This is a genomic window from Halobiforma nitratireducens JCM 10879 (assembly GCF_000337895.1).
GTDB lineage: Archaea > Halobacteriota > Halobacteria > Halobacteriales > Natrialbaceae > Natronobacterium > Natronobacterium nitratireducens.
Window position 1 is genome coordinate 38,695 of sequence record NZ_AOMA01000078.1, and the last position, 23,348, is coordinate 62,042.

Annotated in this window: 22 protein-coding genes and 1 pseudogene; 13 read left to right on the forward strand and 10 right to left on the reverse strand. The window is 64.3% G+C overall.

Going from position 1 to position 23,348, the window contains the following annotated elements; genetic code table 11:
- Positions 1-40: 40 nt before the first annotated feature.
- Entirely contained in the window at positions 41-847 is an 807-nt protein-coding gene (locus C446_RS07770; protein WP_006672541.1) for a CBS domain-containing protein, read from the forward strand.
- Between the two features lie 183 nt (positions 848-1,030).
- Here C446_RS07770 and C446_RS07775 read toward each other — a convergent pair whose 3' ends face one another.
- Positions 1,031-2,095, reverse strand: coding sequence for a polyprenyl synthetase family protein (locus C446_RS07775; RefSeq protein WP_049920097.1), 1,065 nt, complete (start codon positions 2,093-2,095; stop codon positions 1,031-1,033).
- A 157-nt stretch (positions 2,096-2,252) separates the two neighbouring features.
- Between C446_RS07775 and C446_RS07780 the strand changes: the two genes are divergently transcribed.
- The gene (locus C446_RS07780; RefSeq protein ID WP_006672543.1) at positions 2,253-3,566 is read left to right on the forward strand and encodes a M28 family peptidase; all 1,314 of its coding nucleotides are present in this window, start codon (positions 2,253-2,255) and stop codon (positions 3,564-3,566) included.
- Between the two features lie 62 nt (positions 3,567-3,628).
- On the forward strand, positions 3,629-4,495 hold the full coding sequence (locus C446_RS07785; RefSeq protein ID WP_006672544.1) for an NAD(+)/NADH kinase: 867 nt from the start codon (positions 3,629-3,631) through the stop codon (positions 4,493-4,495).
- Positions 4,496-4,591: 96 nt separating this feature from the next.
- Here the strand turns inward: C446_RS07785 and C446_RS07790 are convergent, their stop codons facing one another.
- A complete protein-coding gene (locus C446_RS07790; protein WP_006672545.1) occupies positions 4,592-4,831 on the reverse strand; it encodes a hypothetical protein in 240 nt (79 codons plus the stop codon).
- Between the two features lie 177 nt (positions 4,832-5,008).
- Between C446_RS07790 and C446_RS07795 the strand changes: the two genes are divergently transcribed.
- Positions 5,009-6,313 carry an acyl-CoA thioester hydrolase/BAAT C-terminal domain-containing protein gene (locus tag C446_RS07795; protein WP_083861087.1) on the forward strand — a complete coding sequence of 435 codons (1,305 nt, stop codon included), beginning with the start codon at positions 5,009-5,011 and terminating at the stop codon, positions 6,311-6,313.
- Positions 6,314-6,318: 5 nt separating this feature from the next.
- On the opposite strand, the gene nth is transcribed toward C446_RS07795, so the two are convergent.
- Positions 6,319-7,002 (reverse strand): endonuclease III, encoded by a 684-nt coding sequence (gene nth / locus C446_RS07800; RefSeq protein WP_006672547.1) that lies wholly within the window; start codon positions 7,000-7,002, stop codon positions 6,319-6,321.
- Between the two features lie 86 nt (positions 7,003-7,088).
- Here nth and C446_RS07805 point away from each other — a divergent pair, with 86 nt between their 5' ends.
- The 3 genes from C446_RS07805 to mvaD all read left to right on the forward strand — a co-directional run bounded on the left by C446_RS07805 (position 7,089) and on the right by mvaD (position 10,157).
- Entirely contained in the window at positions 7,089-8,267 is a 1,179-nt protein-coding gene (locus tag C446_RS07805) for an ABC transporter ATP-binding protein (protein ID WP_006672548.1), read from the forward strand.
- On the forward strand, positions 8,264-9,085 hold the full coding sequence (locus C446_RS07810) for a hypothetical protein (RefSeq protein WP_006672549.1): 822 nt from the start codon (positions 8,264-8,266) through the stop codon (positions 9,083-9,085). Before C446_RS07805 ends, C446_RS07810 begins: the two co-directional genes overlap by 4 nt.
- A gap of 85 nt (positions 9,086-9,170) precedes the next feature.
- Entirely contained in the window at positions 9,171-10,157 is a 987-nt protein-coding gene (gene mvaD, locus C446_RS07815; RefSeq protein WP_006672550.1) for a phosphomevalonate decarboxylase MvaD, read from the forward strand.
- Positions 10,158-10,381: 224 nt separating this feature from the next.
- Here the strand turns inward: mvaD and C446_RS07820 are convergent.
- The 4 genes and pseudogenes from C446_RS07820 to C446_RS07835 form a co-directional block, all read right to left on the reverse strand.
- Positions 10,382-10,555: pseudogene (locus tag C446_RS07820) on the reverse strand (eCIS core domain-containing protein); the annotation flags it as partial.
- 121 nt (positions 10,556-10,676) lie between these two features.
- On the reverse strand, positions 10,677-11,615 hold the full coding sequence (locus C446_RS07825; protein WP_006672552.1) for a hypothetical protein: 939 nt from the start codon (positions 11,613-11,615) through the stop codon (positions 10,677-10,679).
- 3 nt (positions 11,616-11,618) lie between these two features.
- Entirely contained in the window at positions 11,619-12,965 is a 1,347-nt protein-coding gene (locus C446_RS19960; RefSeq protein WP_006672553.1) for an eCIS core domain-containing protein, read from the reverse strand.
- 717 nt (positions 12,966-13,682) lie between these two features.
- The gene (locus C446_RS07835; RefSeq protein ID WP_006672554.1) at positions 13,683-14,807 is read right to left on the reverse strand and encodes a M24 family metallopeptidase; all 1,125 of its coding nucleotides are present in this window, start codon (positions 14,805-14,807) and stop codon (positions 13,683-13,685) included.
- A gap of 88 nt (positions 14,808-14,895) precedes the next feature.
- On the opposite strand from C446_RS07835, the gene C446_RS07840 reads away from it, so the two are divergent.
- Entirely contained in the window at positions 14,896-16,056 is a 1,161-nt protein-coding gene (locus C446_RS07840; protein WP_006672555.1) for an NAD(P)/FAD-dependent oxidoreductase, read from the forward strand.
- Positions 16,057-16,126: 70 nt separating this feature from the next.
- Here the strand turns inward: C446_RS07840 and fen are convergent, their stop codons facing one another.
- The gene (gene fen, locus C446_RS07845) at positions 16,127-17,104 is read right to left on the reverse strand and encodes a flap endonuclease-1 (protein WP_006672556.1); all 978 of its coding nucleotides are present in this window, start codon (positions 17,102-17,104) and stop codon (positions 16,127-16,129) included.
- A gap of 147 nt (positions 17,105-17,251) precedes the next feature.
- Here fen and C446_RS19965 point away from each other — a divergent pair, with 147 nt between their 5' ends.
- The 3 genes from C446_RS19965 (at position 17,252) to C446_RS07855 (ending at position 19,593) form a co-directional block, all read left to right on the forward strand.
- On the forward strand, positions 17,252-17,434 hold the full coding sequence (locus C446_RS19965; protein ID WP_239639477.1) for a hypothetical protein: 183 nt from the start codon (positions 17,252-17,254) through the stop codon (positions 17,432-17,434).
- Positions 17,435-17,745: 311 nt separating this feature from the next.
- Complete coding sequence (locus tag C446_RS07850; RefSeq protein ID WP_239639478.1) at positions 17,746-18,708, forward strand: outer membrane protein assembly factor BamB family protein; 963 nt, start codon at positions 17,746-17,748, stop codon at positions 18,706-18,708.
- Positions 18,709-18,717: 9 nt separating this feature from the next.
- Positions 18,718-19,593, forward strand: coding sequence for a hypothetical protein (locus tag C446_RS07855; protein WP_006672557.1), 876 nt, complete (start codon positions 18,718-18,720; stop codon positions 19,591-19,593).
- A 31-nt stretch (positions 19,594-19,624) separates the two neighbouring features.
- Here C446_RS07855 and C446_RS07860 read toward each other — a convergent pair whose 3' ends face one another.
- Positions 19,625-20,356 carry a GNAT family N-acetyltransferase gene (locus C446_RS07860; RefSeq protein ID WP_083861089.1) on the reverse strand — a complete coding sequence of 244 codons (732 nt, stop codon included), beginning with the start codon at positions 20,354-20,356 and terminating at the stop codon, positions 19,625-19,627.
- A gap of 114 nt (positions 20,357-20,470) precedes the next feature.
- On the opposite strand from C446_RS07860, the gene C446_RS07865 reads away from it, so the two are divergent.
- Positions 20,471-20,842 carry an amphi-Trp domain-containing protein gene (locus C446_RS07865; RefSeq protein ID WP_006672559.1) on the forward strand — a complete coding sequence of 124 codons (372 nt, stop codon included), beginning with the start codon at positions 20,471-20,473 and terminating at the stop codon, positions 20,840-20,842.
- A 341-nt stretch (positions 20,843-21,183) separates the two neighbouring features.
- A complete protein-coding gene (locus C446_RS07875) occupies positions 21,184-22,425 on the forward strand; it encodes a mechanosensitive ion channel family protein (protein WP_006672561.1) in 1,242 nt (413 codons plus the stop codon).
- On the opposite strand, the gene C446_RS07880 is transcribed toward C446_RS07875, so the two are convergent.
- Positions 22,417-23,055, reverse strand: coding sequence for an HD domain-containing protein (locus C446_RS07880; RefSeq protein WP_006672562.1), 639 nt, complete (start codon positions 23,053-23,055; stop codon positions 22,417-22,419). The genes C446_RS07875 and C446_RS07880 overlap by 9 nt on opposite strands.
- Positions 23,056-23,348 lie beyond the last annotated feature (293 nt).

Consider the following 23,348-nt stretch of genomic DNA (forward strand, 5'->3'; position numbering starts at 1 on the left):
GTACGCAGTACTTTTGCGCACGGCACCGTTACCGTGACGTATGGAGGTTGCGTCGGACCGGCGAAAGCCCCAGGTCGAGGAGTACATGACTCGGGACGTAGCGACGGTCTCGCCCGACGCGACCGTCGGCACCGTCGCGACCCGAATCGCGGAGAGCAACGAGCACAACGGGTTTCCGGTCTGTGAACGCCGGCGCGTGGAGGGGTTCGTCAGTGCCCGGGACCTGCTACTTGCCGACGACGACGAGCCGATCTTCAAGGTGATGACGACGGACCTGCTGGTGGCCCATCCCGAGATGAAAGTGACCGACGCCGCCCGGGTCATCCTCCGGTCCGGTATTCAGAAGCTCCCGGTCGTCGACGATGCCGGGAACCTCGTCGGAATCATCTCCAACGCCGACGTGATCCGCAGCCAGATCGAACGGGCAACGCCGGAGAAGGTCGGGAAACTGCTTCGCACGCTCGAGCAGATCCACGACGTCTCGCTCGATCAGGAACGGCGAACCGTCACGCTGGACGATCTCACCCCCACCCAAGGGAAGGTCTACGCTGACGAACTCGAGGGACGACGCTACGAACTCGAACGGGGACTGGCCGAGCCCCTGGTGGTCATCGACAACGCCGGCACGTTGCTGCTCGCGGACGGGCACCACCGCGTACTCGCAGCCGACAGGCTCGGTATCGACGAGATGGACGCGTACGTCATCGTCATCGAGTACGAGATCGATCTCGGCATGGCTCGCACGGCGGAGAAGGAAAACCTCGAGCGGATCGACGACATCGAGGTCGTCGACTACGCACGTCACCCGCTGGTACAGACGACCAAACGGTTGCAGTCGGACGACTGACGCCCTGGCCTTCTGTTCCGACGGGAAACTGCTACCGCCGGACTCCTCGACACTGTTTTTCGTTCCGACGAAGACTGTCGCTGTCGGAGCAGGCCGGCTCCCAGCGAGCGTCTGTGGTCGTGTCCCTCGCCCGGAGTAGCCGTCGTCTCGGCTTTCGTTCGGCCCAGCGGGTGCCGTTGGCAGTCAGGCGTCGCGTTCGATCACGAACTCGGTGAACTCCCGGAGCTTTCGGTCCGTCTCCTCGTCGAACCCGACGGTCTCGAGTTCGTCACGTGCCTGGGCCGCAAGTGTCAGCGCCCGCTCGCGTGCGTACTCGATGCTGCCGGCGTCCTCGATGATCGACAGCGCCTCGAGTACCTCTTCGTCGGTGTTGTCGTCGGCCTCGAGGAGTGCCGAGAGTCTGGCCGCCGTCTCGGGCCCACTCTCCGCTAACGCGTGGATGACGAGCAAGGTCTGTTTCCCTTCCCGAACGTCGTTCCCGAACTCCTTGCCGAACTCGCCGGCACGACCCAGCGAGTTCTCGACGTCCAGGATGTCGTCGCCGATCTGGAAGGCAACGGCGGTCAGTTCAGCGTAAGTGGCGACGGCCTCCTCGACCTCGGCTGGCTGGCCGGTGATGATCGCGGCCAGCCGGGCGACGATCCTGGCCAGACAGCCCGTCTTGCACGCACACATCTCGAGGTACTGTCCGGGTGTCACGCGAACGTCACCCTCGTTGTGCCAGCGGATGTCCATCCCCTGGCCGAGGTGAGTTCGGTTGAGTTCGTACAGCAGCATCTCGTAGGCGGCTAGCCGCTGTTCGGCGGGCACGTCGCCGGGGTCCTCCGTCAGAATCTTCAGCGGCAGGAAGTACATCGCGTTCCCCGCGTTCAGTGCCACGTCCTGGCCGTAGATGTGGTGCAGTGCCGGTTCCCCACGTCGTTTCGCGGCTTCGTCCTCGACGTCGTCGACGATGATCGTGCCGTTGTGCAGGATCTCCGGAATACAGGCGTACGGCAGATACTCCGCCGGGTCCTCTCCGAACCCCTCGACGAAGACGAGAAAGAGCACGGCCCGCCAGCGTTTGCCGCCCCGATCGAGCAGTTCCCAGAGCGGGTCCGCCAGCGCCCGCTGAATCCCTTCGGGATCGTACTCGTAGGTCGGCTCGCCGAAGAACGACTCGAGGTACGCGGCGTCGATCTCCCGCGGGACGATCTCCGCGATGGCCTCGTCGATCGCCGGCCGCCACTCGGCAAGCGTTTCCCGCATACTCCCCTCGAGAGTCAGCGGGGTAAAAAAGATTCTCAGTTTCACGTGATCGGTTCGGCGGACCGACGGTTCGTCGCGCTGGCCGACTTCCTGCGTCGGTCGCGTTTCGAATCGAAAAAGCGGAACAGTTACCATACCCCAGTGCAACCCATCCCGCATGACAGACTGGATCGGTGACGTGTTTACGAGCGACGCAGGATGGAGCCACCTCGAGGACCTGGTCGATGTCGGCAACCGAATGGCCGGCAGCGAGGGCGAACGCGAAGCTGCGGAACTGACCCGCGATGCCCTCGAGCGCGCTGGTGCGCGCAACGCCCGCCTCGAGACGTTCGACATCCAGGGCTGGACCCGCGGCGACAGTACGGTCCGGGCAAGCGAGGACGCACTCGACTGCATCGCGCTCCCGCGAAGCCCTGACGACGCGGCAACTGCGGAACTGGTCGATCTCGGCTACGGACTGCCAGCGGACTTCGAGGATGCCGATCTCGAGGGGAAGGTCGTGATGGTCCGCAGTGACATCCCCGACTACTACGAGCGGTACATCCACCGCCGGGAGAAGTACTACCACGCGGTCGAACACGGCGCGGCCGCGTTCGTCTACCGCAACCACGTCGAGGGCTGTCTCCCGCCGACAGGGAGTGTCGGCACTCAGGCAGACCCGATCGGGGAGATTCCGGCCGTCGGCGTCTCGAGCGAGGTCGGTACACGGCTCGCTCGCCGGTACGACGGCGAGGAGGTGGCGGTGCGAGTCGACGCGGACGTACACGACGCGGAGAGTCAGAACGTCCACGCCGAACTCGGTCCCGACACCGACGAACGCGTGCTCGTGACGAGCCACGTCGACGCCCACGACATCGCAGAGGGGGCGATGGACAACGGCGCGGGAACGGCGATGGTCGTCGAACTCGCGACCGCGCTGGCGGCCCGCGAGGACGAACTCGACACTCGCGTCGAGTTCGTCGCCTACGGTGCCGAAGAGGTCGGCCTGGTCGGCTCCTCGTACCACGCCGAGCGAGCCGCTCACGACTCCATCAAGGCCATCGTCAACAACGACGGCGTCGTCCGGGGGCGTACCCTATCGCTTACTACCCACGGGTTCGACGGCCTCGCGGCCGCGGCAGAGACCGTCGCCGAGCGCTTCGGCTACCCGATCGAGACGATTCCCCAGCTGGGGCCCCACAGCGACCACTGGCCGTTCACCCAATGGGGCGTCCCCGGCTACCACGTCATGTCCACCTCCGACGAGGTCGGGCGTGGCTGGGGCCACACCTTCGCCGACACCTTCGACAAACTCGAGAAGCGCGACCTCCTCGAGCAGGCGTTCCTGCTGACGGAACTGGTCGTCGTCCTCGCGGGCGACGAGCGAACGGTCGAACCACGCGAGCCCAAAGCGATCGCCGCGGACCTCGAGGAACAGGACCTCGCCGAAGGGATGCGGATTACGGGCGACTGGCCGTACGACTTCGACTGAGCCGTCGACACGACGATCCCCCCAGCCGTACGTTTTTGCATCGGCCGGGTGAACTGCCGGCCATGGACTCGGTCGCGTGGCCGTCCGACGCCGAGCCGATCGTCGGCGTCGTCACGAGCATCTCCGATCCCGAGACAGACGACGCCGCCGTTGGGAACGACCTGGTGGACGACGCCGCCACAGTGACCGACTCACGCGACGGAACCGTCGTCGCGGGACCGCTCGAGGACATCCTCGAGGCCGATCCCCTGCCGTCCGTCCTCGTCGTTCGTGGGGACGACGGCTTCTCCGCGGTCGCTCGCGCCGTTACTGGGACTGACACCGATGTCGAGAACGCCGGTGTCCCACCCGTGCTCGCTCTTCGACCCGCAACCGGGCTCGATGCCGTCGTATCGTCGCGACTTGCCGACGCGCTCGTGGCCATCATCGAAGGCGAGGGCCGCGTTCGGGAACGGACGGTCCTCGAGGTCGACGTGCCCGAGGGGGAGCCCGCGGCGGCGTTCGACGTCACGCTCGTTACCGACGAGCCGGCGCGCATCTCCGAGTACGGCGTACACACGGACGAAAGCCGACACCGGCGCGGCGTCGACTCGTTTCGCGCCGACGGCGTCGTCGTCGCGACTGCCGCGGGAAGCCGGGGGTACGCGAGCGCGCTCGAGGGGCCGTTGCTCTCCCCGGCGATCGATGGCGTCGTCGTCGCCCCCATCGGGCCGTTTTCGACGGACACGTCACGGTGGGTTCTCTCGCCGCCCGTCTCGTTGTCCGTCGAGCGTGACGAAGGCTCCGTAACGGTCGTCGCCGACGGCCGGTCGGTCGGGACCGTCTCGGCCGACGACGTGATCACGGTCGCGGCCGGCGGAACGTTACGGACGGTAACCGTTCCGGACGATATCCCCTCGATGAAGACCGATGCCGAAGATCGCGGGTAGACTGCGTGGAATAGACGCGAGGCGGCGACGAGAACGCGAAAATACGACGGAACTGCGGACCGATCGGACGACCGTCGAGCGGCGAGGATCGCCGCGTTAGCTGTTGTAGGGCTCTTCGTCCCGGTGGTGGTTGGGGTTGGCGTTCTCGAGGGCGTCGGCCTCTCGCTGGTCGGACTTGTGCTCGATATCCTGGCGGCGTTGCTCCTCGTCTTCCCGCTCTCGAGCCTCCATCTCTTCCTCGGTGAGCTCTTCTTCCGTCTGTTCTTCTCTCTCCGTGTCTTCTTTCGCCAGTTCTACGTCCCGCCCGTGCTCGTCCTTGTCAGTATCGTCGGTCATCGTGATCCCGAACGGGGCTACCGGGAGTCGACGAAAAGACGTTGGGCTTGCGACGGACGGCTGCCAGTCCCGATCCCGTCGCCGTCCGCCCGTGGCAGGTTCTCGGTTCGATCCATCGCCGTTTCGAACCCGAAGCGTTATCCTGACAGTCATAATTAGTTGCTGCGAAGACGTGTAATGAGTGGGCCGACACGTACCCGACGACGACTCATGGCGAGCACGGGCGCGACCCTCCTGACGGGCGTTGCTGGCTGTCTCGGTGACGACCCCGAAGAGGACGTAACGTTCGACCATCCGGACGACGTCCGGGCCGACGAGCCGTTCGAGTTGACGATCGACGGCCTCCCCGAGGAGACTCCAGTGGAGGTGGCGATGGAATCCGACAGCGGGATCGACGCTACCGTCACCGTCGAGACCGACAGCGATGGACGGATCGATCTCGCCGACCAATCCGTCGTGGACGGGGACGTGCCGACCGATCTCGACATCCCGACCACTGTCGCCCTGATCCAGTTCGCTTCGGAGTCGTTCTGGCAGTATCAGCCGCCGGAAGAGGAACGGGTGACCTACAGCGTTAGAACAGATGACGAAGAGTACGGGTCGACCGAACTGAGGCGCTCTCACCTCGATCGAAGTACGTACGATGACCCAGCACACAGTGAGTTGGTCGGCGGGGTGTTTACACCGCCTATCGACGACGAGGGGCCAGGCATACTCGTCCTCCACGGGTCAGAGGGTGAGCCCCTGTTTGAACACGCTGCCACACTGGCCCATCGCGGGTTCACAACGTTTGCACTGCACTACTTCGACGGACCCGGCCTTCCCGACGACCTCGTCGAAATTCCACTCGAGTACGTCGAGACGGCAGCCCAGTGGCTACTCGAGCACGAGCGCGTATCGAGCGACCGGGTCGGTGTCATCGGAATGTCGAAGGGAGGCGAACTCGGACTTCTCGCTGGGAGTCGAAGTGACGAAATCGGCCCCGTCGTCTCGATCGTTGGTAGTGGGCTCGTCTGGGAGGGAATCAACGACACCGGCGTCGAGCCACCGGAAACGTCATCGTGGTCGATCGACGGTGAACCGGTTCCGTACGTGCCGTACGATAGAGGCCCGTTCGAAGACGATGTCTCGATGAGAGAGTTCTACACACAGTCGCTCGAGGCCGCACGTGCCGACACCATCGACGAGGCTACGATTCCCGTCGAAGAGATCGACGGAGACGTGTTACTGGTCTCGGCCGGTAACGATGAACTGTGGCCGACCGAACGGCTTCACAACGTCACGGCAGATCGACTCGAGGAACGTCCCCAGTCGACTGTCGAACACCTTCGGTACGGAGATGCCGGACACGGAATCTTTCCGCCATACAGCCCAGTCATGGGGACGAATAGAGCCCGCTTCGGCGGTTCGCGAGCCGGAAACGCTCGAGCGGCTCACGATCACTGGCCGGCCGTTCTCGAGACGTTGGCGACGCTCGATTGAGTCCGTTACCAGGCCTCGCCGGACGCCAGGTCGACGTCGCTGTCGCCTTTCTCCGAAGGGCAGATATCCGCGAGGACGCAGTCGCTACAATCCGGATTGCGTGCCGTACAGACCGCGCGGCCGTGATCGATACAGAGGTGGGTAAACTGCTGCCAGTACCCCTCGGGAACGATCTCCATCAACTCCTCTTCGATGCGTTCGGGTCGCTTTTCCTCCGTGAGTCCGAGTCGTCGGGAGAGTCGCTGGACGTGCGTGTCGACGACGATCCCCTCGACGACATCGTGACCGTGCTGGAGAACGACGTTCGCCGTCTTGCGGCCGACACCAGAGAGGTCGGTCAGTTCGTCCATCGTATCCGGCACCTCGCCGTCGTGTTCCTCGACGATCGCTTCACAGGCGCTCTTGATGTAGCCTGCCTTGTTGTTGTAGTAGGTGATCGAGTCCAGATCCTCCGCGAGTTCGTCCTGCGGGGCCGCTGCGTACTCCTCCGGCCCATCGTACTTCTCGAACAGGTGCTCGGTTTCCTTGTTCACTCGCTCGTCCGTACACTGTGCCGAGAGGATGACGGCGATTAGCAACTCGAGTCGGTCCGAGTACCGCAGCGAAATCGTCGAGTCGGGGTACTCCGCCTCGAGGCGCTCGGTGACGTCCTCGGCCTGTTCCTGCCGCGTCTCGCGTGGGGTTCCCATAGGGGTGTGGTGGGATGCGGGTGGTTTCAGCGTTCGGGTTCGTCCGACCGCGTGACCGGGACTCGCTTCCGACGGCAGCCTGCCAGATGCCAACACCTAACCACGATCCGACCGTCGGGTATCCAACGAACGAGACGATGACCCGATCCGACGGGCCCGGCCGAGAGGCCGGACCTCCGGCAATCCGCCTCGACGGACTGCGAAAGACGTTCGGCAGCGGCGAGAACGCGGTGACGGCCGTCGACGATGTCTCCTTCGAGATCGAACGCGGCACCGTCGTCGGCCTGCTCGGACCGAACGGCGCTGGCAAGACGACGACTATCAAGTCGATGCTCGGCCTGATCGTCCCCGACGCGGGAACCGTCGAGATCGATGGCATCGACGTACACAGCCAGCCGACGCGGGCCTACGATCGCGTCGGCGCGATGCTCGAGGGCGCACGGAACGTCTACTGGCGGTTGACGGTCCGGGAGAACCTCGCGTTCTTCGCCGGACTAGGTGGTGACTCCCCCTCGACCGTCGGCGGCCGTCACGACGCGTTGCTCGAGCAGTTCGGGCTCGCTGACCGGGCGGAGACGGTCGTCAACGAGCTCTCCCGCGGGATGAAACAGAAGGTGTCGCTGGCCTCGACGCTGGCCCGCGACGTGGACGTGGTGTTCATGGACGAGCCCACGCTCGGCCTGGACGTCGAGACCTCCCTGGAGCTGCGTGCGGAGATCCGACGACTCGCGGACCGAGACGACGTCACGATCCTGGTCAGCAGCCACGATATGGACGTGATCGAAGACATCTGTGACCACGTGTTGGTCCTCGAGAACGGGCGGGTCGTCGCCGACGACGAGGTCGACGCCCTGCTCGACGTGTTTCGCTCTCAAGAGTACCGGATCGAGGTCGACGACGTACTTCCGGCGGCGGCACGGACCCGACTCGAGACGGCTGTCGACGCGGAGTGGACGGCTGAACGGGACGACCGCCGTCGAACGACGATCTCGTTCACCGCGACCGGCGGCGACGAGTTCTACGACGTAATCGACGTACTTCGGGAACACGACCTCCCGCTCAGGGACGTCGAGTCGGTGACGCCCGATCTCGAGGACGTGTTTCTCGAACTCACTGCCGAGGACGGGCAGCGTTCCACGGCCGAGAGTCCAGCCGACTCGAGTTCGCCGGCGCGTCCGTCGCGGGACGGCGAGCCGGCGAGAGACGGCGGGGCGGAACCGGCCCGAGACGCCGGCGAGGAACTCGAGCGAGGTGACCGACGGTGAGCGACGGGACCCGGCGTGACTCTGGCGTGCCGGTTTCGATCCCCGATAGCTCGATTTTCCCGCTACTGTGGGTCGTTGCCCAGAAACAGGTCGTGTTACTCCTCCGGTACCCGCTGAACACCCTCTCGCGGTTCCTGACGATGTTTATCTTCTTCCTGGTGGTCTTCTTCGGCGGGCAGGCCGTCGCCGGCCCCGCGATCACCGACACGCTCGACGGGATCATCGTCGGCTTTTTCCTGTTTACGCTGGCGATCACCGCCTACTCCGGGCTGGCCTGGAACGTCACCCGCGAAGCCCAGTGGGGCACTCTCGAGCGACTCTACATGTCTCCCTACGGGTTCGGGACCGTCATGGCCGTCAAGGCAGGCATCAACGTCTGTCTGAGTTTCCTGTGGGGTGTGGCGCTGCTCCTCGCGATGATGCTCGTTTCCGGACGGTGGCTCACGTTCGACGTCGTCACCGTCGTCCCGCTGGCGGCGCTGACACTCGCGTCCGTGATCGGCATCGGCTTCTGTTTCGCCGGGCTCGCGCTGGTCTACAAGCGCCTCGAGAACCTGTTCCAGCTCGTGCAGTTCGGGTTCGTGCCGCTGATCGCCGCGCCCGTCTGGAGCTACGAGTGGCTGACACTGTTACCGATCGCCCACGGCAGCTTCCTCACCCGAGTTGCGATGAGTGATGGGGTTCGGCTCTGGGAGTTCCCGGCGTCTGAACTCGTGATACTGACGGTCGTCAGCGTAGCGTATCTTGCGGCCGGCTACTACTGTTTCGTGTTTGCAAGCAGGAAGGCACGGCGGGAAGGGTTGCTCGGCCACTATTGAGTGCCGAGGATCGCCGCCGAGTTCGGCCTATTCTCCGCAGCGAGATGCCGTGAGCTTTAAGCGACCGTCACACCCGTGTGAGGGTATGAAAGCTACCGCGATGGCCCACCCCATTCAGGGATTGGTCAAATATCACGGGATGCGCGATCACGTCGAGCGACTTCCGTACCACGACAGTATCAGCGTCTGTACGGCCCCGAGCCACACCCGCACGACCGTCGAGTTCTCGATGGACTACGACGAGGACACGTTCGTCGTCGACGGCGAGGAACTCGAGGGGCGCGCCCACGAGCGCGTCGAGGCCGTCGTCGAGAAGGCCCGTTCGATGTCGGACGCGGCCCACACCGTCTACCCCGTCCGCCTCGAGAGCGAGAACAGTTTCCCGACGAACGTGGGGCTTGGCTCCTCGTCGTCGGGCTTCGCTGCGGCGGCGATGGCCCTGGCCGAGGCGGCCGAACTCGACGCCTCGCGTGAAGAGATTTCGACGATCGCTCGCGTCGGTTCCGCGTCGGCTGCCCGCGCGGTGACGGGGGCGTTCTCGCAGCTACATACCGGGATGAACGACGAGGACTGTCGGTCCCGACGTATCCCCACGAATCTCCACGAGGACCTCAAGATCATCGTCGGACTCGTTCCGTACCACAAGGAAACGGAAGACGCACACGACGAGGCCGAGGACAGTCACATGTTCCAGGCCCGCAACGCCCACATTCACGAGCAGATCGCGAAGATGCGTGATTCGCTGCGCGAGGACGACTTCGACGCCGTGTTCGAACGCGCCGAGCACGACTCGCTGTCGCTCGCAGCGACGACGATGACCGGCCCCGAGGGGTGGGTCTACTGGCAGCCCGCGACGCTCGCAGTCTTCAACCGTGTCCGCGAACTCCGCGAAGAAGAGGACATCCCCGTCTACTTCTCGACGGACACCGGCGCGAGCGTCTACGTCAATACGACCGAGGAACACGCCGAGTTCGTCGAAGAAGAGATCAGCGACACCGGCGTCTCGACGACCATCTGGGACGTAGGTGGCCCCGCTCGCCTGCTCGAGGACGAGGACGACCACCTCTTCTGATACTACCGGACAACAGCCAGTACACACCCGATCTCACTCGAGACGCGATCGGTGTGTGCAGTGTTTTGTCCGGCAGTACGAGACTGGGTGTTGTCCGGCAGCTCCGGTACAACCGGTTCGGGTCGCGGTGATACCGGAATATTGGGACAGCAATCCGTACGAGGGACACGCTCTACAGCGTGCTCGGAGTGTCACGTTCGACGGGAGTCGGATCGTTGTCTCGTCGCGCCGCCGTTCTGTTGTTTGACTTGGGCGAGCAAGTGTTGCCCCGCAGGAGACTCGGTGTCGTACTCGCCGGCGTTGAACACGATGTCGGTGCCACAGATGAACGCCTTCGCGTCGATGGCGTCTGCGGCTGCGGCGGCTTGTCCATCGGTGTGGATACGCACGTCGGAGTAGACAGTGCCCTAAGTTCGTTGTGTTCGATAGCTACCGTGTCCGTGTTGTTCGCATCAGCGGCCAGTCGTAGTAGTAGGCTTCGAAGAAAAGACGGCCGCCCAGCCGATCGCTGTCGAGTACCTACAGCGGCACTGGAGGCACGTATCCAGGCACGTCGGCTTCGTGATTGTGGTACTCCGGATAGCAATCGAAGTAGTGGTACTTACCGGTGTACTTGTACTTCCCTTGGCCGAGAACGCGATACTGAGCCGGTGGCTCGACACCCATGCCGATGTAGCAGTCCCGAATCTGGCAGATGAGATTGAGCCCCATATAGAAGCGAAAGCCCGGCAGATCGAAGTTGGTTGGCATCAATTCGAGACAGGCATCAGGCTCACGATCGAACGGATCGTCTCCTTCGATGACCTGCTCTGAGCCGGAATCATCCGTGTAGCTGGTGTGGACTCCAGAGACGCCCTCGATAGTGAGATCCGTGATCGGGGACTGATCGAGAAGGGCCTGACCGATCGAGAAGAAGTTCTCTTCGGTCGTTTGGTCACTCGAAGTCAACTCCGCAATCACCTCCTCGTCAATCGCGTCGACTGGTGGGTCCTCCAAGTCCGCAGTGATCGTCGAAAGGTCCTCCTCGAGATAGATCCCTTGCTTGTACATCGGACCCTTTCGTTCGATCCCCTCGGGCAGATCCAGCGGAGCGGTAATGTCCTCTCGCTCGTGACTCACAGTCTGCCGATGGAGCGTTTCAAAGTACTCCTCGACGGCCTCCCACTCCAACTCGAGCAGTGCTAACAGGACGCCTGCGATTCGGTCTGGGTTGTTCGGCGGCGACAGCGTGTCGTAGCCCTTCTCACGGTAGACGTGGTACTTGGCGAATCGGCGGGCCTGGGAGATACTCTCGTCCTCTTGATTTGTTCGTTCCGGAGGGTTGTCCGGATATCCGTCCTGTCCGTGACCTTGGATGTCCCCCTCAAAACCGACTGAGATTGTATGGTCAACGGAATTATTATCAGTCACTGCGACTCCAAATCCGTTCTCATCTTCACCAATAATTTTTGCATCCATCCGTTATTCCTCCTCGAAACGGCTCCCGTTGGTCTCTCCTTCTGCACGCTGCTCGTCGTCATCACTGCGACCGAGTTTCTCCTTGCCCCAGCCGATCGCTCGGCCGATGCCGTCACGCACAGCATCGACTGTGCCAGCCGCTTTGTTGTATCCTCCCTCGAGTTTCTGGCCGCCATCGACTGCCTGTGTAAGACCAAAGGAACCCGCAGAGAGGACCGCAGTCAACCCAGCCGCGGACGCAACCTCTGGACTCTGTGCTATTGCTTCTCCGAGATAGGGAAGCGCCTCCACGATTTCGTTCCCTTCTAATCGGTTGGCGAAATCCTCTTCCATCGACGTTCGAGTTCCGGCCATCATAGTGCCAGTCCCGACTGCCGCCATCGCTCCAGCAGTTTTGTCCGCCCAGTTGGCGTGAACCTCGTCCTCGAGAGAGTCCAGCGAGGACTGGGTCTGATCGATGGTCTGGCTGTTTTCGGTGACTTCCTCGCGAAGCTCTTCGACCTCGTCGGCGAGGTCCTTGACCCCTCTGTAATTGTTCTCGACACTAACCTCGGCAGGCGCTCGCTGGACGTGAACATCCGTCCCCATCCGATTCACGACTAACGGCTCCTCGCCGGACAAGGCCTGATCTGCGGCCTCGTCGGCCTCACGCTCGAGTTGCGGATCTGGATCGATCTCCAAATCCGCCCCTTCCTGGGGCATCATGGAGATGGGCGCGCCGCCGTTCTGTTGTTTGACGTGGGCGAGTTCGTGGGCGAGCAAGTGTTGCCCCGCAGGAGACTCGGGGTCGTACTCGCCGGCGTTGAACACGATGTCGGTGCCGCAGGTGAACGCCTTGGCGTCGATGGCGTCTGCGGCTGCGGCGGCTTTTCCGCCGGTGTGGATACGCACGTCGGAGAAATCCGCATCCATCCGGTCCTCGAGGGAGCGACGGAGGTCGTCCTCGAGGGGCCTGCCGCCGTTGCCGATGACCTCGAGTACCTGTTCGGGCACGTCTTCTGGGGCTGTCTCGAGTCCCTCGAAGGCACGCTGGATGTGTTGTTCGTCGTCACTGGCGTCACTGTCGTCGTTACTGGCGTCGTCGCTGATGTCGGCCTGTGAGAGTGCAGCGCCGCCGGGGATAGTCGCGGGCTCTGGTACTGTAGGGTCAGGTTGGGCTCCGGGCTGGTGTGCCCCGGGCTGCTGTGTGCCGGGTTGGTGGCCGGGTGCTGGCTGCATCGCCTGGGACTGGCCGTCTGCCACCTGACCATCGTTTCCGGACTGCTTGTCACTACGCACGGTCGACTCCGCTGTCGAGTCGTCGGTCTCCGCCTCCGCTGACTCTTCTGTCTGCCCTTTCTTCTTGTACATTAGCTACCCCCTCGAGTCGCGGTACCGGAACGACGGTACCAGTTGGTGAAACATTGCGCCATTTCGTTCAAATCCATTTCACTTCTACATAAATATTTCCCACTGCTCGTCTATAGTTGATTTCAGCCGCGGGTGGAAACGCGAGACTCGAGAGGCCTGTTCGGTGCCGATGGTGGGGAGATGCTGTGTGATCGGGCGGCAACACGATTCGTTTTGTCCGTAGTACGGTTTCCCTCGGCCGTCTCTCGGCCGTCTCTCGGCCGTCTCTCGAGTGTGGATCGAGTGCCGACAGGGTATGAATCGAGACCGACGGCTGTACCCCAACCAGTCACCATCTTACTCTTTTCCAAGGAAGATTGCGTAACGAACAGGTGCGCACGAAAGTGCGCATGAGCCGGAGTGCAAGGGTGGTGCCATTCACTCCGACCCATACACGCTTCCCCCGCGTAGCAGTATCAATCCAACATTGATGTTGACGAAATAAAAACCTACCGACGTCCATCGCCCCAGTCACGACCGTGTCTGGATCGCTTTCTGGATTGTTCGCTGCCGTGTCGGGGCCTGGAAGCGCAGACACACGTGCTCTCGAGAATCACCAACGGCGGCTATCGGATCATGGTCGGCCCCGATCCCCACGACGTGGCGGTGATCGACCCGGAGCGGTGGGGTGAGGGCCCAGCGAACGGCCGTATACCGTTTTTCGACTCGGAAATACCCTCAGAGCGGCTGCCACGTTCGTGGTGAATCGTTCAACCGCTCGTGGCCGTCTTCGGTCACGATCACCAGATCCTCGATCCGGACCCCGAACTCCCCCTCGAGGTAGACGCCGGGTTCGACGCTGAAGACCATGCCGGGCTCGAGTTCCCGGTCGTTTCCCGCGGTGATGTACGGCGGTTCGTGGACGTCGAGCCCGACGCCGTGTCCCGTTCGGTGGAGGAACTGCTCGCCGTAGCCCCGGTCCTCGAGGACCTCGCGAGCGACGCGGTCGATCTCCTCGGCTGGAACGCCGGGTTCGACGGCCTCGATGGCCGCGTTGTGAGCCTCGAGGACGGCGTCGTGAACGGTGTCGAACTCGGCTGGCGGCTCGCCGTCGAAGACGACGGTGCGGGTCTGGTCGCCGGGATACCCACCTGCGCGAGTCCCGAAGTCGAGCACGACCGGGTCACCGGACTCGATCGTTCGGTCGCCGCTGCGGTGGTGGGGTCGTGCGCCATTGGGGCCGGAGCCGACGACGGTCTCGAAGGAGACCCCCTCGCCGCCGGCGTCGGCGAGTCGATCTTCGATCTCCGCGGCGAGTTCGTCTTCAGTCATACCGACTGCCGTCTCACCCAGCGCACGGATCTCCTCGCTGACCGTATCGGAGATCGACGCGGCTTCCCGCAGGGCCTCGAGTTCGGCTTCGTCCTTGCAGAGCCGCAGATCCTCGAGGACCTCGCTTGCCAGGCCGAACGACGCTTCGGGGAACGTCCCCCGTAGGTCCTGGGTGAACAGCGCCCACATGCGGTCGTCGACGAGCAGTCGGCCGCCGGCGAGCCCGAGGTCGTTGCCGACGGACTCGAGGAGGGCCGTCGGGTCGTCCCCGTCGCTCCAGGTCCGGATATCGTCGACCGGCGACTCGTCGCCGATCTGATCGTCGTACATCTCGGGGGCGACGAACAGCTGTGTGTCGGGGGTGACGAACAGGAACAGGTGCCGTTCCATCGGTTCCTCCTCGAACCCGGCGAGATAGTGCATGTTCGAACTCGGGAAGCAAACGAGCGCGTCGATTCCCCGCTCTATGAGCGTCTCGCGGGCGCGTTCGAGGCGGTGCCGGACGGCGTCGTCGGACTGGTGTGTGGTCATAGTCGACGATTCGGGAGCAGGGGTAAAGTTCCCGCCGATCCCGACCGTTTGGCTGCCAGTATATAGTCGTAGAGTCCCAACGCGAGGTATGCACGTCGTCGTCCTCGGCGGTGGCTACGCCGGACTGACGCTGACGCGGTTGCTCGAGAGCGAACTGCCCGGCGACGCGGAGCTGACCCTGGTCGACGAGACGCCCGATCACCTCGTCCAGCACGAACTCCACCGGGTCATCAGGCGGCCGGAACTCGCCGACGCGATCACCGTCTCCCTTCCCGCAGTGCTCGATCGTGCGAGGGTTCGGGTCGCCCGCGTCGAGGGGATCGACCGCGAAAGTCGCGTCGTCTCGCTCTCGAGCGGCCGGCTCGAGTACGATGTCGCGGCGGTCTGTTTAGGGGCCCAAACGGCCTACTACGGTCTCGACGGCGTCCGCGAGCACGCTCTCCCGCTCAAGCGGTTGCGACACGCAAACCGCATCCGGAAACGGGTTCGGACAGCCTGTCGGACCCGCGAGCGACCTCGGTTCGTGATCGGTGGGGCCGGCCTCTCGGGCGTGCAGGTTGCGGGCGAAGTAGCCGAACTCGTCCGGGAAGAGCGATCCCAGTCGACGATCACGCTCCTCGAGCAACGCGAGCGCGTCGCGCCGAACTTCCCGCGTCCCTTCCAGCGGGCAGTCCGGGAGGCCATCGAGAACCAGGGTGTCGATGTCCGTACGGATGCGACCGTTCGGGACGCCGACGGCGAACGCGTCGGCCTGGAATCCGGCACGGCGGTCCCGTACGACGGATTCGTCTGGACGGGCGGTATCGCCGGCCCGGAGGTACTCGGTGGGGAGCGACCGACGGTCGAGAGCGACCTGCGGCTGGACGACCGCACGTTCGTCGTCGGGGACGCGGCCCGAGTGATCGACGCCGAGGAGGAGTTCGTCCCCGCGAGCGCGCAGGCGGCGGTTCGGGAGGCACGGACCGTCGCAGCGAACGTCTCGCGGCTGGTCGATAGAGTGGAAGACGGCGACAGCAATGGTGACGACGAACCCCTCGAGGAGTTTACCTTCGATACGCCGGGGTGGCTCGTCAGCGTCGGCGACGATGCCGTGGCACAGATCGGCCCCGCCGTCGTCACGGGAAAATCGGCCAAGGCGTTGAAATCGACGGTCGGTCTCGGCTATCTCTCGTCGGTCGGAGCCACGAAGACGGCGCTCGAACGCGTTCGCGAGGAGTTCGACCCTCGAGGGACCGGCGAACCGCGGTAGGTGTCGCGGTCGGTCGGCGGCTGGACTGGAGGTGCTGTCAGCTTGCAGTCATCACCTTTCTCCCCTTCCCTCAAGTCCAGCGGTCCAGCCCCGTCTGCGTGATGCTCTCCTCGATTCGCTCGAAGCCCCGGGCGACCTCGTCCGGATCGACGGCCCACTCGTCGGTGACGTACTCGCGGGCCGCCTCGAGGTCGGGATCGGGCGTCGCGTCGAACTCGTAATCGTCGGTGACGTTCGGATCGCGGAACAGTTGTCGAACGCGGTCGCCATACTCGACGCTGTCCCCGCGGGCCTCGAGGACGCTCCAGAGGTCGCCGTGTTCGGTAATCGCTTTGATCGCCGTCTTCGGCCCGATGCCGGAGACACCGTCGTTGAAGTCCGTCCCGATGAGGATGGCGGCGTCGATCAGTTGCTCGAGGGTCAGGTCGTGTTTCTCGAGGGTCGCCTCGAGATCCATCAGTTCGGGATCGCCCTTGCTCGTCAGCTGTCGTAGCGTCAGGGGCGCACCGAACAGCAAGGCGTCGTAGTCCTCGGAGCCGACGTAATCGGCGTCGCCGCGCCGGACCATGTGTGCAGCCTGAGCTTCACCCTCCGCCGGCGCTTCGACGATCGGTACGTCCAGCAACCGGAGCAGTTCGCGGCTGGTCTCCTGAATGGTGGGTGTCAGCCGCTGTGTGCGGGACTCGAGTTGGGCGATAGCGACCTCGTCGCCCTCCTCGCGGGCCGTCTCGAGTTGTTCCTCGTAGGTTCGGCGCTGTTCTCGACGGGATTCGATTTCGTCTTCCTTCAACTCGGAGGGACCGCCGTCGAAGACCATCACGGGGGTAACGTCGTTCTCGAAGAACTTCGGCAATCCCTGGACGATGCCGACGAGATTGGCGACCTCAGTGCCGTCGGCGGTCGTGTAGATGTCGCTGTCGGTCCACTTGACCGTCGTCGTCAGGTACCGGTAGAGCCAGTTGTGGGCGTCGACGGCGACTACTCCTTCGATCTCGGAAAAGGGGACCTCCTCGATGACTGCAATATCGCGAAGCGCTGCGTTTCCCATTACCGCGGTATTGGTGAGACTGGGATTTGAAACGTCGGCTTCCGACTCGATCCAGTTCGGTCGGGTTCGATCGGCACCGACACACCCTCGAGTTGAGGCAGGACAGACGACAAGACATTTGAGAGCTGGTTTTGATAACTGGACTGAATGGTCCCCGCACCGAACCCGACTCGTCGGGCGGTAGTCGCCGGACTCGGCGCTCTCCTCACTGCTGGCTGTCTCGGTGGTGCCAGCACGACAGCGGGCGGCTCCGGTGACGGTAACGGCTGGAAGATGTACGGACGCGACCCGGGCCGTACCCGCCACGTTCCGGACGCCGACGTTCCCTGAAACGCACCCGAGGTCGCCTGGGAGCGGCAGGTCGGAGCCTCCGGCTGGCGGCCGCCCGTCGTCGCCGACGGCACCGTCTACTGCCAGTACGCGAACGGGCTGTTCGTTCTGGACCTCGAGACCGGAGACGGGCGGCTCGCGAACACCTACGGGGCCTTCGGCCGAAGAACCGGTCCGATGGCCGTCGCACCGACGGAACTCTACCGAGACGGGGCGCTAATCGTCCCCTACGGCGAGGCCATCGCCGGCTACGCGGCCGACCCCGACGGCTGGCCGGACGAGGTGTCGGGGTTCGGCGGCGAACTGCTCCGATGGTGGTCCGACGGCGAAAGGACCGGCACCGATGGCGTGGGACTCACGTCCCGTTCACCGGCGCTACGATTTCGGCATCGCCGATCCCAATCGGCGGCGACCTCGTCGCCGTAAACGCGCTGACGGGTGCCGTCTCCACCGTTCGCGCTGACGACGGGAATCCGCGCTGGCAGTACGTCCTCGAGCACGCGGTGCCAGACGACTGGGAGTACGGACTCGAGCCGATCGAACACGTCGTCGACGAGGCGAGCGAGACCGTCGCCGTCGAAGGACGGCTGTTCGCGGCCCCGTATCTCGTCGGACTCGATCTGGAGACCGGGTCGCTCGAGTGGACCGTCGACGGACGGGAGAGCGACCTTCGTTCGACGGAGCCAGGAGACGGACTGCTCGCTCGAGACGGGACGGTGTACGCGGTTACAGAGACCGAGGATCGGGACCTCCACGTGCGCTCGATCGACGCGGCGACGGGCGAACGCGGCTGGGAGCGAACGCTGTCCCGTAGCGGTAGCGGTCACGCCGGGTTCGCGGCCGACGAGCGGGCGCTGTACCACGTTGGTAGCCTGGATCGCAGCGGCACCGATCCGATCGCAGTCACGGCGCTGGCCCTCGAGGACGGCCACGTCCGATGGACGGAGACGTTCGACGACGGTCCGATAACGGAATCGGGGCCGGAATCGGCCACCGGGTCGATAGCGAGTATACACCGTCAGCCGCCGACCGTCGCCGGCGACGCCGTGCTCGTCCCCAGTGACCGTGGGCTCCACGCCCTCGAGAAGACGAGCGGCGATCACCTGTGGACGTTCACCGAACTGGTCGGCACCTCGGGTGGAAGCGAAGTCCCGCGCGAAGCCACGACTCCGCCTGTCGTCGTCGGGGACCGCGTCGTCATCGGAACGACACTCGCCGTGTACGGACTCGACCTCGAGGGCGAGCGAGGGGGAACGGAAGAGGGGGGTGAGTAACTGTCAACCGTGTCGGACCTCGCAGCCACCGATTCCGGATCGGATTGTAGAACAGAGACCCGAAGCGAGGACACCGGCGGCGACTCGAAGCCCGGCTTCGTTCTGGCGATCCAGCTGGCTGGTGGAGCGATCCGGGACCGACCGCAGCTGTTTCTCCCTTTCTTATTCGCCGGAATCGTCGGCGCTGTCAGCAGCCTCGCGAGGATCGAGACACCCTATCCAGTCGGCAGCAAGATGCCGTCGCTCGGCGACGGCTCGTTCTACGTCCCGATCCCGTTTGTCCCTCGTCTCGAGCCGGGGATCGAACTCGCACCGACGATCCTGCTCGGGCTGCGCCTCGAGTACGCCGCCGTGCTTGCCGGCTGGAGCATCGGGATCGTGCTCGCGACGGCGCTCGCGTTCGGCGTCGGCCTCTGGCTGGCAGCGCCGGAGACGGCTGGTTACCGTCCACCGTGGCGTCGTCTCGGCTGGCTCGCAGGCTACATTCTGGCCATCCAGGGCGCACTCTTCGGGCTGCTATACGTCCTGCGCGTCCCGTTCAGGTCCGGTAGTGGGGGAAGCGGGATCTGGACTGGTGCCCTGGCGACGCTGGCCGCACTCGCCGTCGGTGGTGCACTGCTGCTTGCCCCCGCGTCGATCGTTCTCGGCGGACTCCGTCCGGACCGGGCGGTGTTCGAGAGCCTCGCGTACGCCGGCACGCGGCCGTTCTCGAGTGCCGGACTCGTCCTCTCGCTCGGACTCCTCGCGGCGGTCGTCTCCGCGGTTTCGACGCCCGTTCCCGATCCGACGGTCGCTCTCGCCGTCGGCACGATCGCGAGCGTGACCGTGGCAGGCACGGGACACGCGGCCGTCGTCGCCACGACCTACGATCGCTGGCGTCGGTGACGGCCCTTCCGTGCGCGAACGTTGGGGGACGCTATGTAGACCGAGGTCGGTCCGGACTGCCGTTCCTGTTCCCGTCCTCGTCTCGGTCCCCGTCTCCGTCCTCGTCTCGGTCCCCGTCTCGATCCCTCTTTCCGTCCGAATCCATCGACATCGCACAGGACGGCGGTTCGTTCCCGGCTCGCGACTCGAGAAACGCTTCCTCTTCCACGGAGAGATCACGATCCCGAAACTCCGCGAGGCCGTTCTGGTATCGTTCCACCGCTCCGTTCGTCTCCGTGTCCGACCCACGCTCGTCCGTCGGCCGCGGGTACTCGAGCACCAGTTCGGCGATTCCGGTCGTCTCGCCGGTATAGCCGAATCCGGCGCGATACAGTGCCTCGTAGGCGAACGGGTTGTTGACGGCGATCCGGAGTCGGTCGTAGCCACGCTCGAGTGCCCGGTCGCGAACCAGACTGCACAGCTGCGGGCCGATTCCCTCGCCACGACGGTCACGGGCGACGGTAACGTAGCGCAGCCACAGCGTCGCGGCGTCGGTCCGATCCTCGTTGAACGCGATGGCGGCGACGACGTCGTCGAGTTCGAGCCAGTCGCGGTCCGACCCGGTTCTCGTCTCGACGACTTCCGCGTCGACAGCTTCGTCGCCGTCTCGAGCGACGGCTTTCCCCGTGTTCGTCATCACGAACTTGCCGGCGTAGCTGAACCGCTCGTGATCGAGCCGGAGTTTCGGCCCGTCGGGCGGCCAGCCGAGTACCTCGTACTCCAGTGTCACGGCTAGCGTACGAACCGCGTCCACTAAGTTCCGGAGGATTTGTGGCGTGTGCCACTGGTCACGACAATCGAGGTAGATTTTTGATAGTTCGGCGGATACCGTCGCGTGATGTCCGATGACTACGAAGACGCGGAGGAACGACCGGCGGAAGAAGAACTGCTCGAGACCGAACTCGAACAGTCCCTCGAGGACGTAGTCGGACGACTGCGCGACCTCGCCGACGCCCTCGAGGACGGCGACGAACTGACGGTCGCGAACGAGGCCGTCTCCGTGACGGTCCCTACACCAGCCAGTGACGACGCCGTCGAGTACGAACTCGAACTCGAGCGGGAGCGCGAGCGAGAATCCGACGAACTCGACGAGTTCGAACTCGAGATCGAACTCGAGTGGACGGCACCCCGCGAGGAAACGACGATCGAGCAGGACGGCGACGAAGACGACGTGCCGTCCGACGCCGGCGAGGACGCCGACGACTCCTGAGCTGACTGTTCCGACTCCGCATACTACTGGACAACAGTCAGTACACTCCCGATCGCGTCTCGACGCCCGTCGCGGAAGGCGAGGCATCACGAGTGCGATCGGTGTATGCAGTTGTCCGGCAGTAGCAGTCGTTTTCGACCCGGCAGACGTCTCCGTCCCGGAGCAGAACCCGGCTACCGCTTCGTTCGTCCCACTTCGCCGTTGTCGTCAAGTAGTGGGCCGTCGGTCGGTCCGTCTCGAACTCGCCGGTCATATCGTCGACACATCCGTCCCTGTACCGTCGTCCCGAAGCGCTCGGTTGGCAATCAGGGTTAACTTGGCACAGTCTCGATACCGAGACCGTGTTCGAGCGCGTCGAAACGATGCGAACGGCTCTCGAGGCGATCACGACGACCGAGGGGCGGCTGGCCGTCAGCGTCGGACTGGTGGTGGCCGCAGTGGTCGTCGGGTTCGTCGTCGCCCCCATCCTCGTTCGACGAACCGTCGTGTTAGTCGCCCGACAGCTCCGGGAAAGCGACGCCGGAAGCATCTTCGAGACGGTCGACGATCTCCTCGAGGTCCCGTTCCCGATGCGGGCAGTCGTCCGGACGTTGCAGGCCGTCGTGCTCACGGTAACCGGCCTCGCACTGCTCGTCGTCTGGGGGTACGTCGAACAGGCGGCACTGCTCGTCTCCGGCTTCGCCACCGTCTTTCCCCACTTCCTGCGTGTCGTGTTGACGATCGCTCTCCTGGCCGGTGCCGTCGTCGGAACACGCCACCTCGAGCAACGACTCGACGACTGGCTCGTCGACGCCGACTACGTCACTGCTCATCAGGAAGGCGTCGTCTTCCGCGTGCTCCAGGTGACGATCTTCATCGCGGTCGGACTCGCCGCCCTGACTCTGTGGGACGTCGAACTCCGCGGGCTGCTCGTCGGGGCGGGCTTCCTGGGTATCGTACTCGGTATGGCCGCGAGACAGACGCTCGGATCGCTCATCGCCGGCTTCGTCTTGATGTTCTCACGGCCGTTCGAGATCGGGGACTGGGTCCGAATCGACGACCACGAGGGGATGGTCATCGACATCACGATCATCAACACCCGTCTGCGCAGTTTCGACGGTGAGATCGTCGTCCTCCCGAACGATCGCGTCTCCTCGAGTACCATCATCAACCGAAGCAAGCGCAACCGACTCCGGCTCCGGCTCGAGGTCGGCGTCGACTACGAGACAGACCTCGAGCACGCCGAGGAGGTCGCCGTCGACGCGATCGAGAGCGTCGACGATGTCGCGCCGGCACCGAAGCCACAGGTGATCCCGACCGAGTTCGGGGACTCGTCGATCACCCTCGAGTGTCGGTTCTGGATCAAGCAACCCAACGCTCACAAGAAGTGGACGACGATGCGGTCGGTGATCCACGAACTCAAAACGGCCTACGATCGTGAGGGGGTTGGGATTCCGTACCCACAGCGGGAACACAGCGCTCGCGGGGACGGGTTTCGGGTCGTAGACGGAGACGAAGCTGGCTACGGGGACGGGAACCAAAGCGAGAACGAACACCCGGAGTCGCCCGCGGAACTCGCGTACTCGGAAGAGAACTCAGGCTGACTCGCCGCCCGACAACTGGCACGATCGTCCGATCTCGTCTTCGTACTGCGTCTTGATCCGCTCGAACAGGCTTTTCCCGATGTCCGTCCGCAAACGCCCCACAGCGGTCGCGAAGAACTCGTCCAGTCCGTCGAACTCGTCGAAGTGTTCGTTCGAGTCGCGTTCCTCGTACCGAGCCGTCCGCTCGTATTTCAGGGCCTGCAGACAGTTGTCGATCAGGTCCATGTCCTTTACGAACCGCGCGGTCGCCGTCTCTCGGTCCTCGTACTCCTCCCACAGCGAGCACAGCGGGACCGACCGGTCCTCGAACGGCTCCGTGAGGTCCGTTACGGCGTCCCGTTCGGCTGCTTCCTTCTCCGCCGGGGAAACCCGTTGCTGGCCGGCGTCCGCACGGGTCGCGACATCTCCGGTTCGGGCCTCCCCGAGGTCGTGAACGAGGGCCATCGCCACCGCTCTGTCGCGGTCGATGTCGACCCCTACTTCATCGGCGTACAGCAGACACAGCGTCGCCGTTCCCCACGTGTGTGCCGCTACCGACTCCGGCGCGTCGACGTTCCGTAACTCCCAGCCCGTCCGGCGTTCGTCTTTCAGTTCGATCCACTCGAGCAAGGCCTCGAGGTCGTCACTCATCGTCCGAACCCACCGCCAGCGGACAGTTCAGGATATCGGCTCGGTGGGGCAGTCGAGCCCGACCGTGCCGGGTGGTGGGTCTTCGGCGGCGAACGCGCTGGCTCTTTCCGGCGTTCGAATCCACCGATTACCGAAGTGCAAGGAGAAAGCCCCGCCGTTCACAGTAGATGCCGATTCAGCGCGGACAGCCGAACGAAAATGGTCGATCAACCGATTTGGATTGCAGCGCTCCAACGATCTATGCGACACAGCGAGGAAGGGAGCGAAGAAACGCCGCTGTCGGCGGCGTTTCT

Excerpts from the sequence above, each read along its gene's own strand:
- C446_RS07770 (WP_006672541.1), top strand. The coding sequence starts at position 41 with ATGGAGGTTGCGTCGGACCGGCGAAAGCCCCAGGTCGAGGAGTACATG.
- C446_RS07775 (WP_049920097.1), bottom strand. The coding sequence starts at position 2,095 with ATGCGGGAAACGCTTGCCGAGTGGCGGCCGGCGATCGACGAGGCCATC.
- C446_RS07780 (WP_006672543.1), top strand. The coding sequence starts at position 2,253 with ATGACAGACTGGATCGGTGACGTGTTTACGAGCGACGCAGGATGGAGC.
- C446_RS07785 (WP_006672544.1), top strand. The coding sequence starts at position 3,629 with ATGGACTCGGTCGCGTGGCCGTCCGACGCCGAGCCGATCGTCGGCGTC.
- C446_RS07790 (WP_006672545.1), bottom strand. The coding sequence starts at position 4,831 with ATGACCGACGATACTGACAAGGACGAGCACGGGCGGGACGTAGAACTG.
- C446_RS07795 (WP_083861087.1), top strand. The coding sequence starts at position 5,009 with ATGAGTGGGCCGACACGTACCCGACGACGACTCATGGCGAGCACGGGC.
- nth (WP_006672547.1), bottom strand. The coding sequence starts at position 7,002 with ATGGGAACCCCACGCGAGACGCGGCAGGAACAGGCCGAGGACGTCACC.
- C446_RS07805 (WP_006672548.1), top strand. The coding sequence starts at position 7,089 with ATGCCAACACCTAACCACGATCCGACCGTCGGGTATCCAACGAACGAG.
- mvaD (WP_006672550.1), top strand. The coding sequence starts at position 9,171 with ATGAAAGCTACCGCGATGGCCCACCCCATTCAGGGATTGGTCAAATAT.
- C446_RS07825 (WP_006672552.1), bottom strand. The coding sequence starts at position 11,615 with ATGGATGCAAAAATTATTGGTGAAGATGAGAACGGATTTGGAGTCGCA.
- C446_RS19960 (WP_006672553.1), bottom strand. The coding sequence starts at position 12,965 with ATGTACAAGAAGAAAGGGCAGACAGAAGAGTCAGCGGAGGCGGAGACC.
- C446_RS07835 (WP_006672554.1), bottom strand. The coding sequence starts at position 14,807 with ATGACCACACACCAGTCCGACGACGCCGTCCGGCACCGCCTCGAACGC.
- C446_RS07840 (WP_006672555.1), top strand. The coding sequence starts at position 14,896 with ATGCACGTCGTCGTCCTCGGCGGTGGCTACGCCGGACTGACGCTGACG.
- fen (WP_006672556.1), bottom strand. The coding sequence starts at position 17,104 with ATGGGAAACGCAGCGCTTCGCGATATTGCAGTCATCGAGGAGGTCCCC.
- C446_RS19965 (WP_239639477.1), top strand. The coding sequence starts at position 17,252 with ATGGTCCCCGCACCGAACCCGACTCGTCGGGCGGTAGTCGCCGGACTC.
- C446_RS07850 (WP_239639478.1), top strand. The coding sequence starts at position 17,746 with ATGGTGGTCCGACGGCGAAAGGACCGGCACCGATGGCGTGGGACTCAC.
- C446_RS07865 (WP_006672559.1), top strand. The coding sequence starts at position 20,471 with ATGTCCGATGACTACGAAGACGCGGAGGAACGACCGGCGGAAGAAGAA.
- C446_RS07880 (WP_006672562.1), bottom strand. The coding sequence starts at position 23,055 with ATGAGTGACGACCTCGAGGCCTTGCTCGAGTGGATCGAACTGAAAGAC.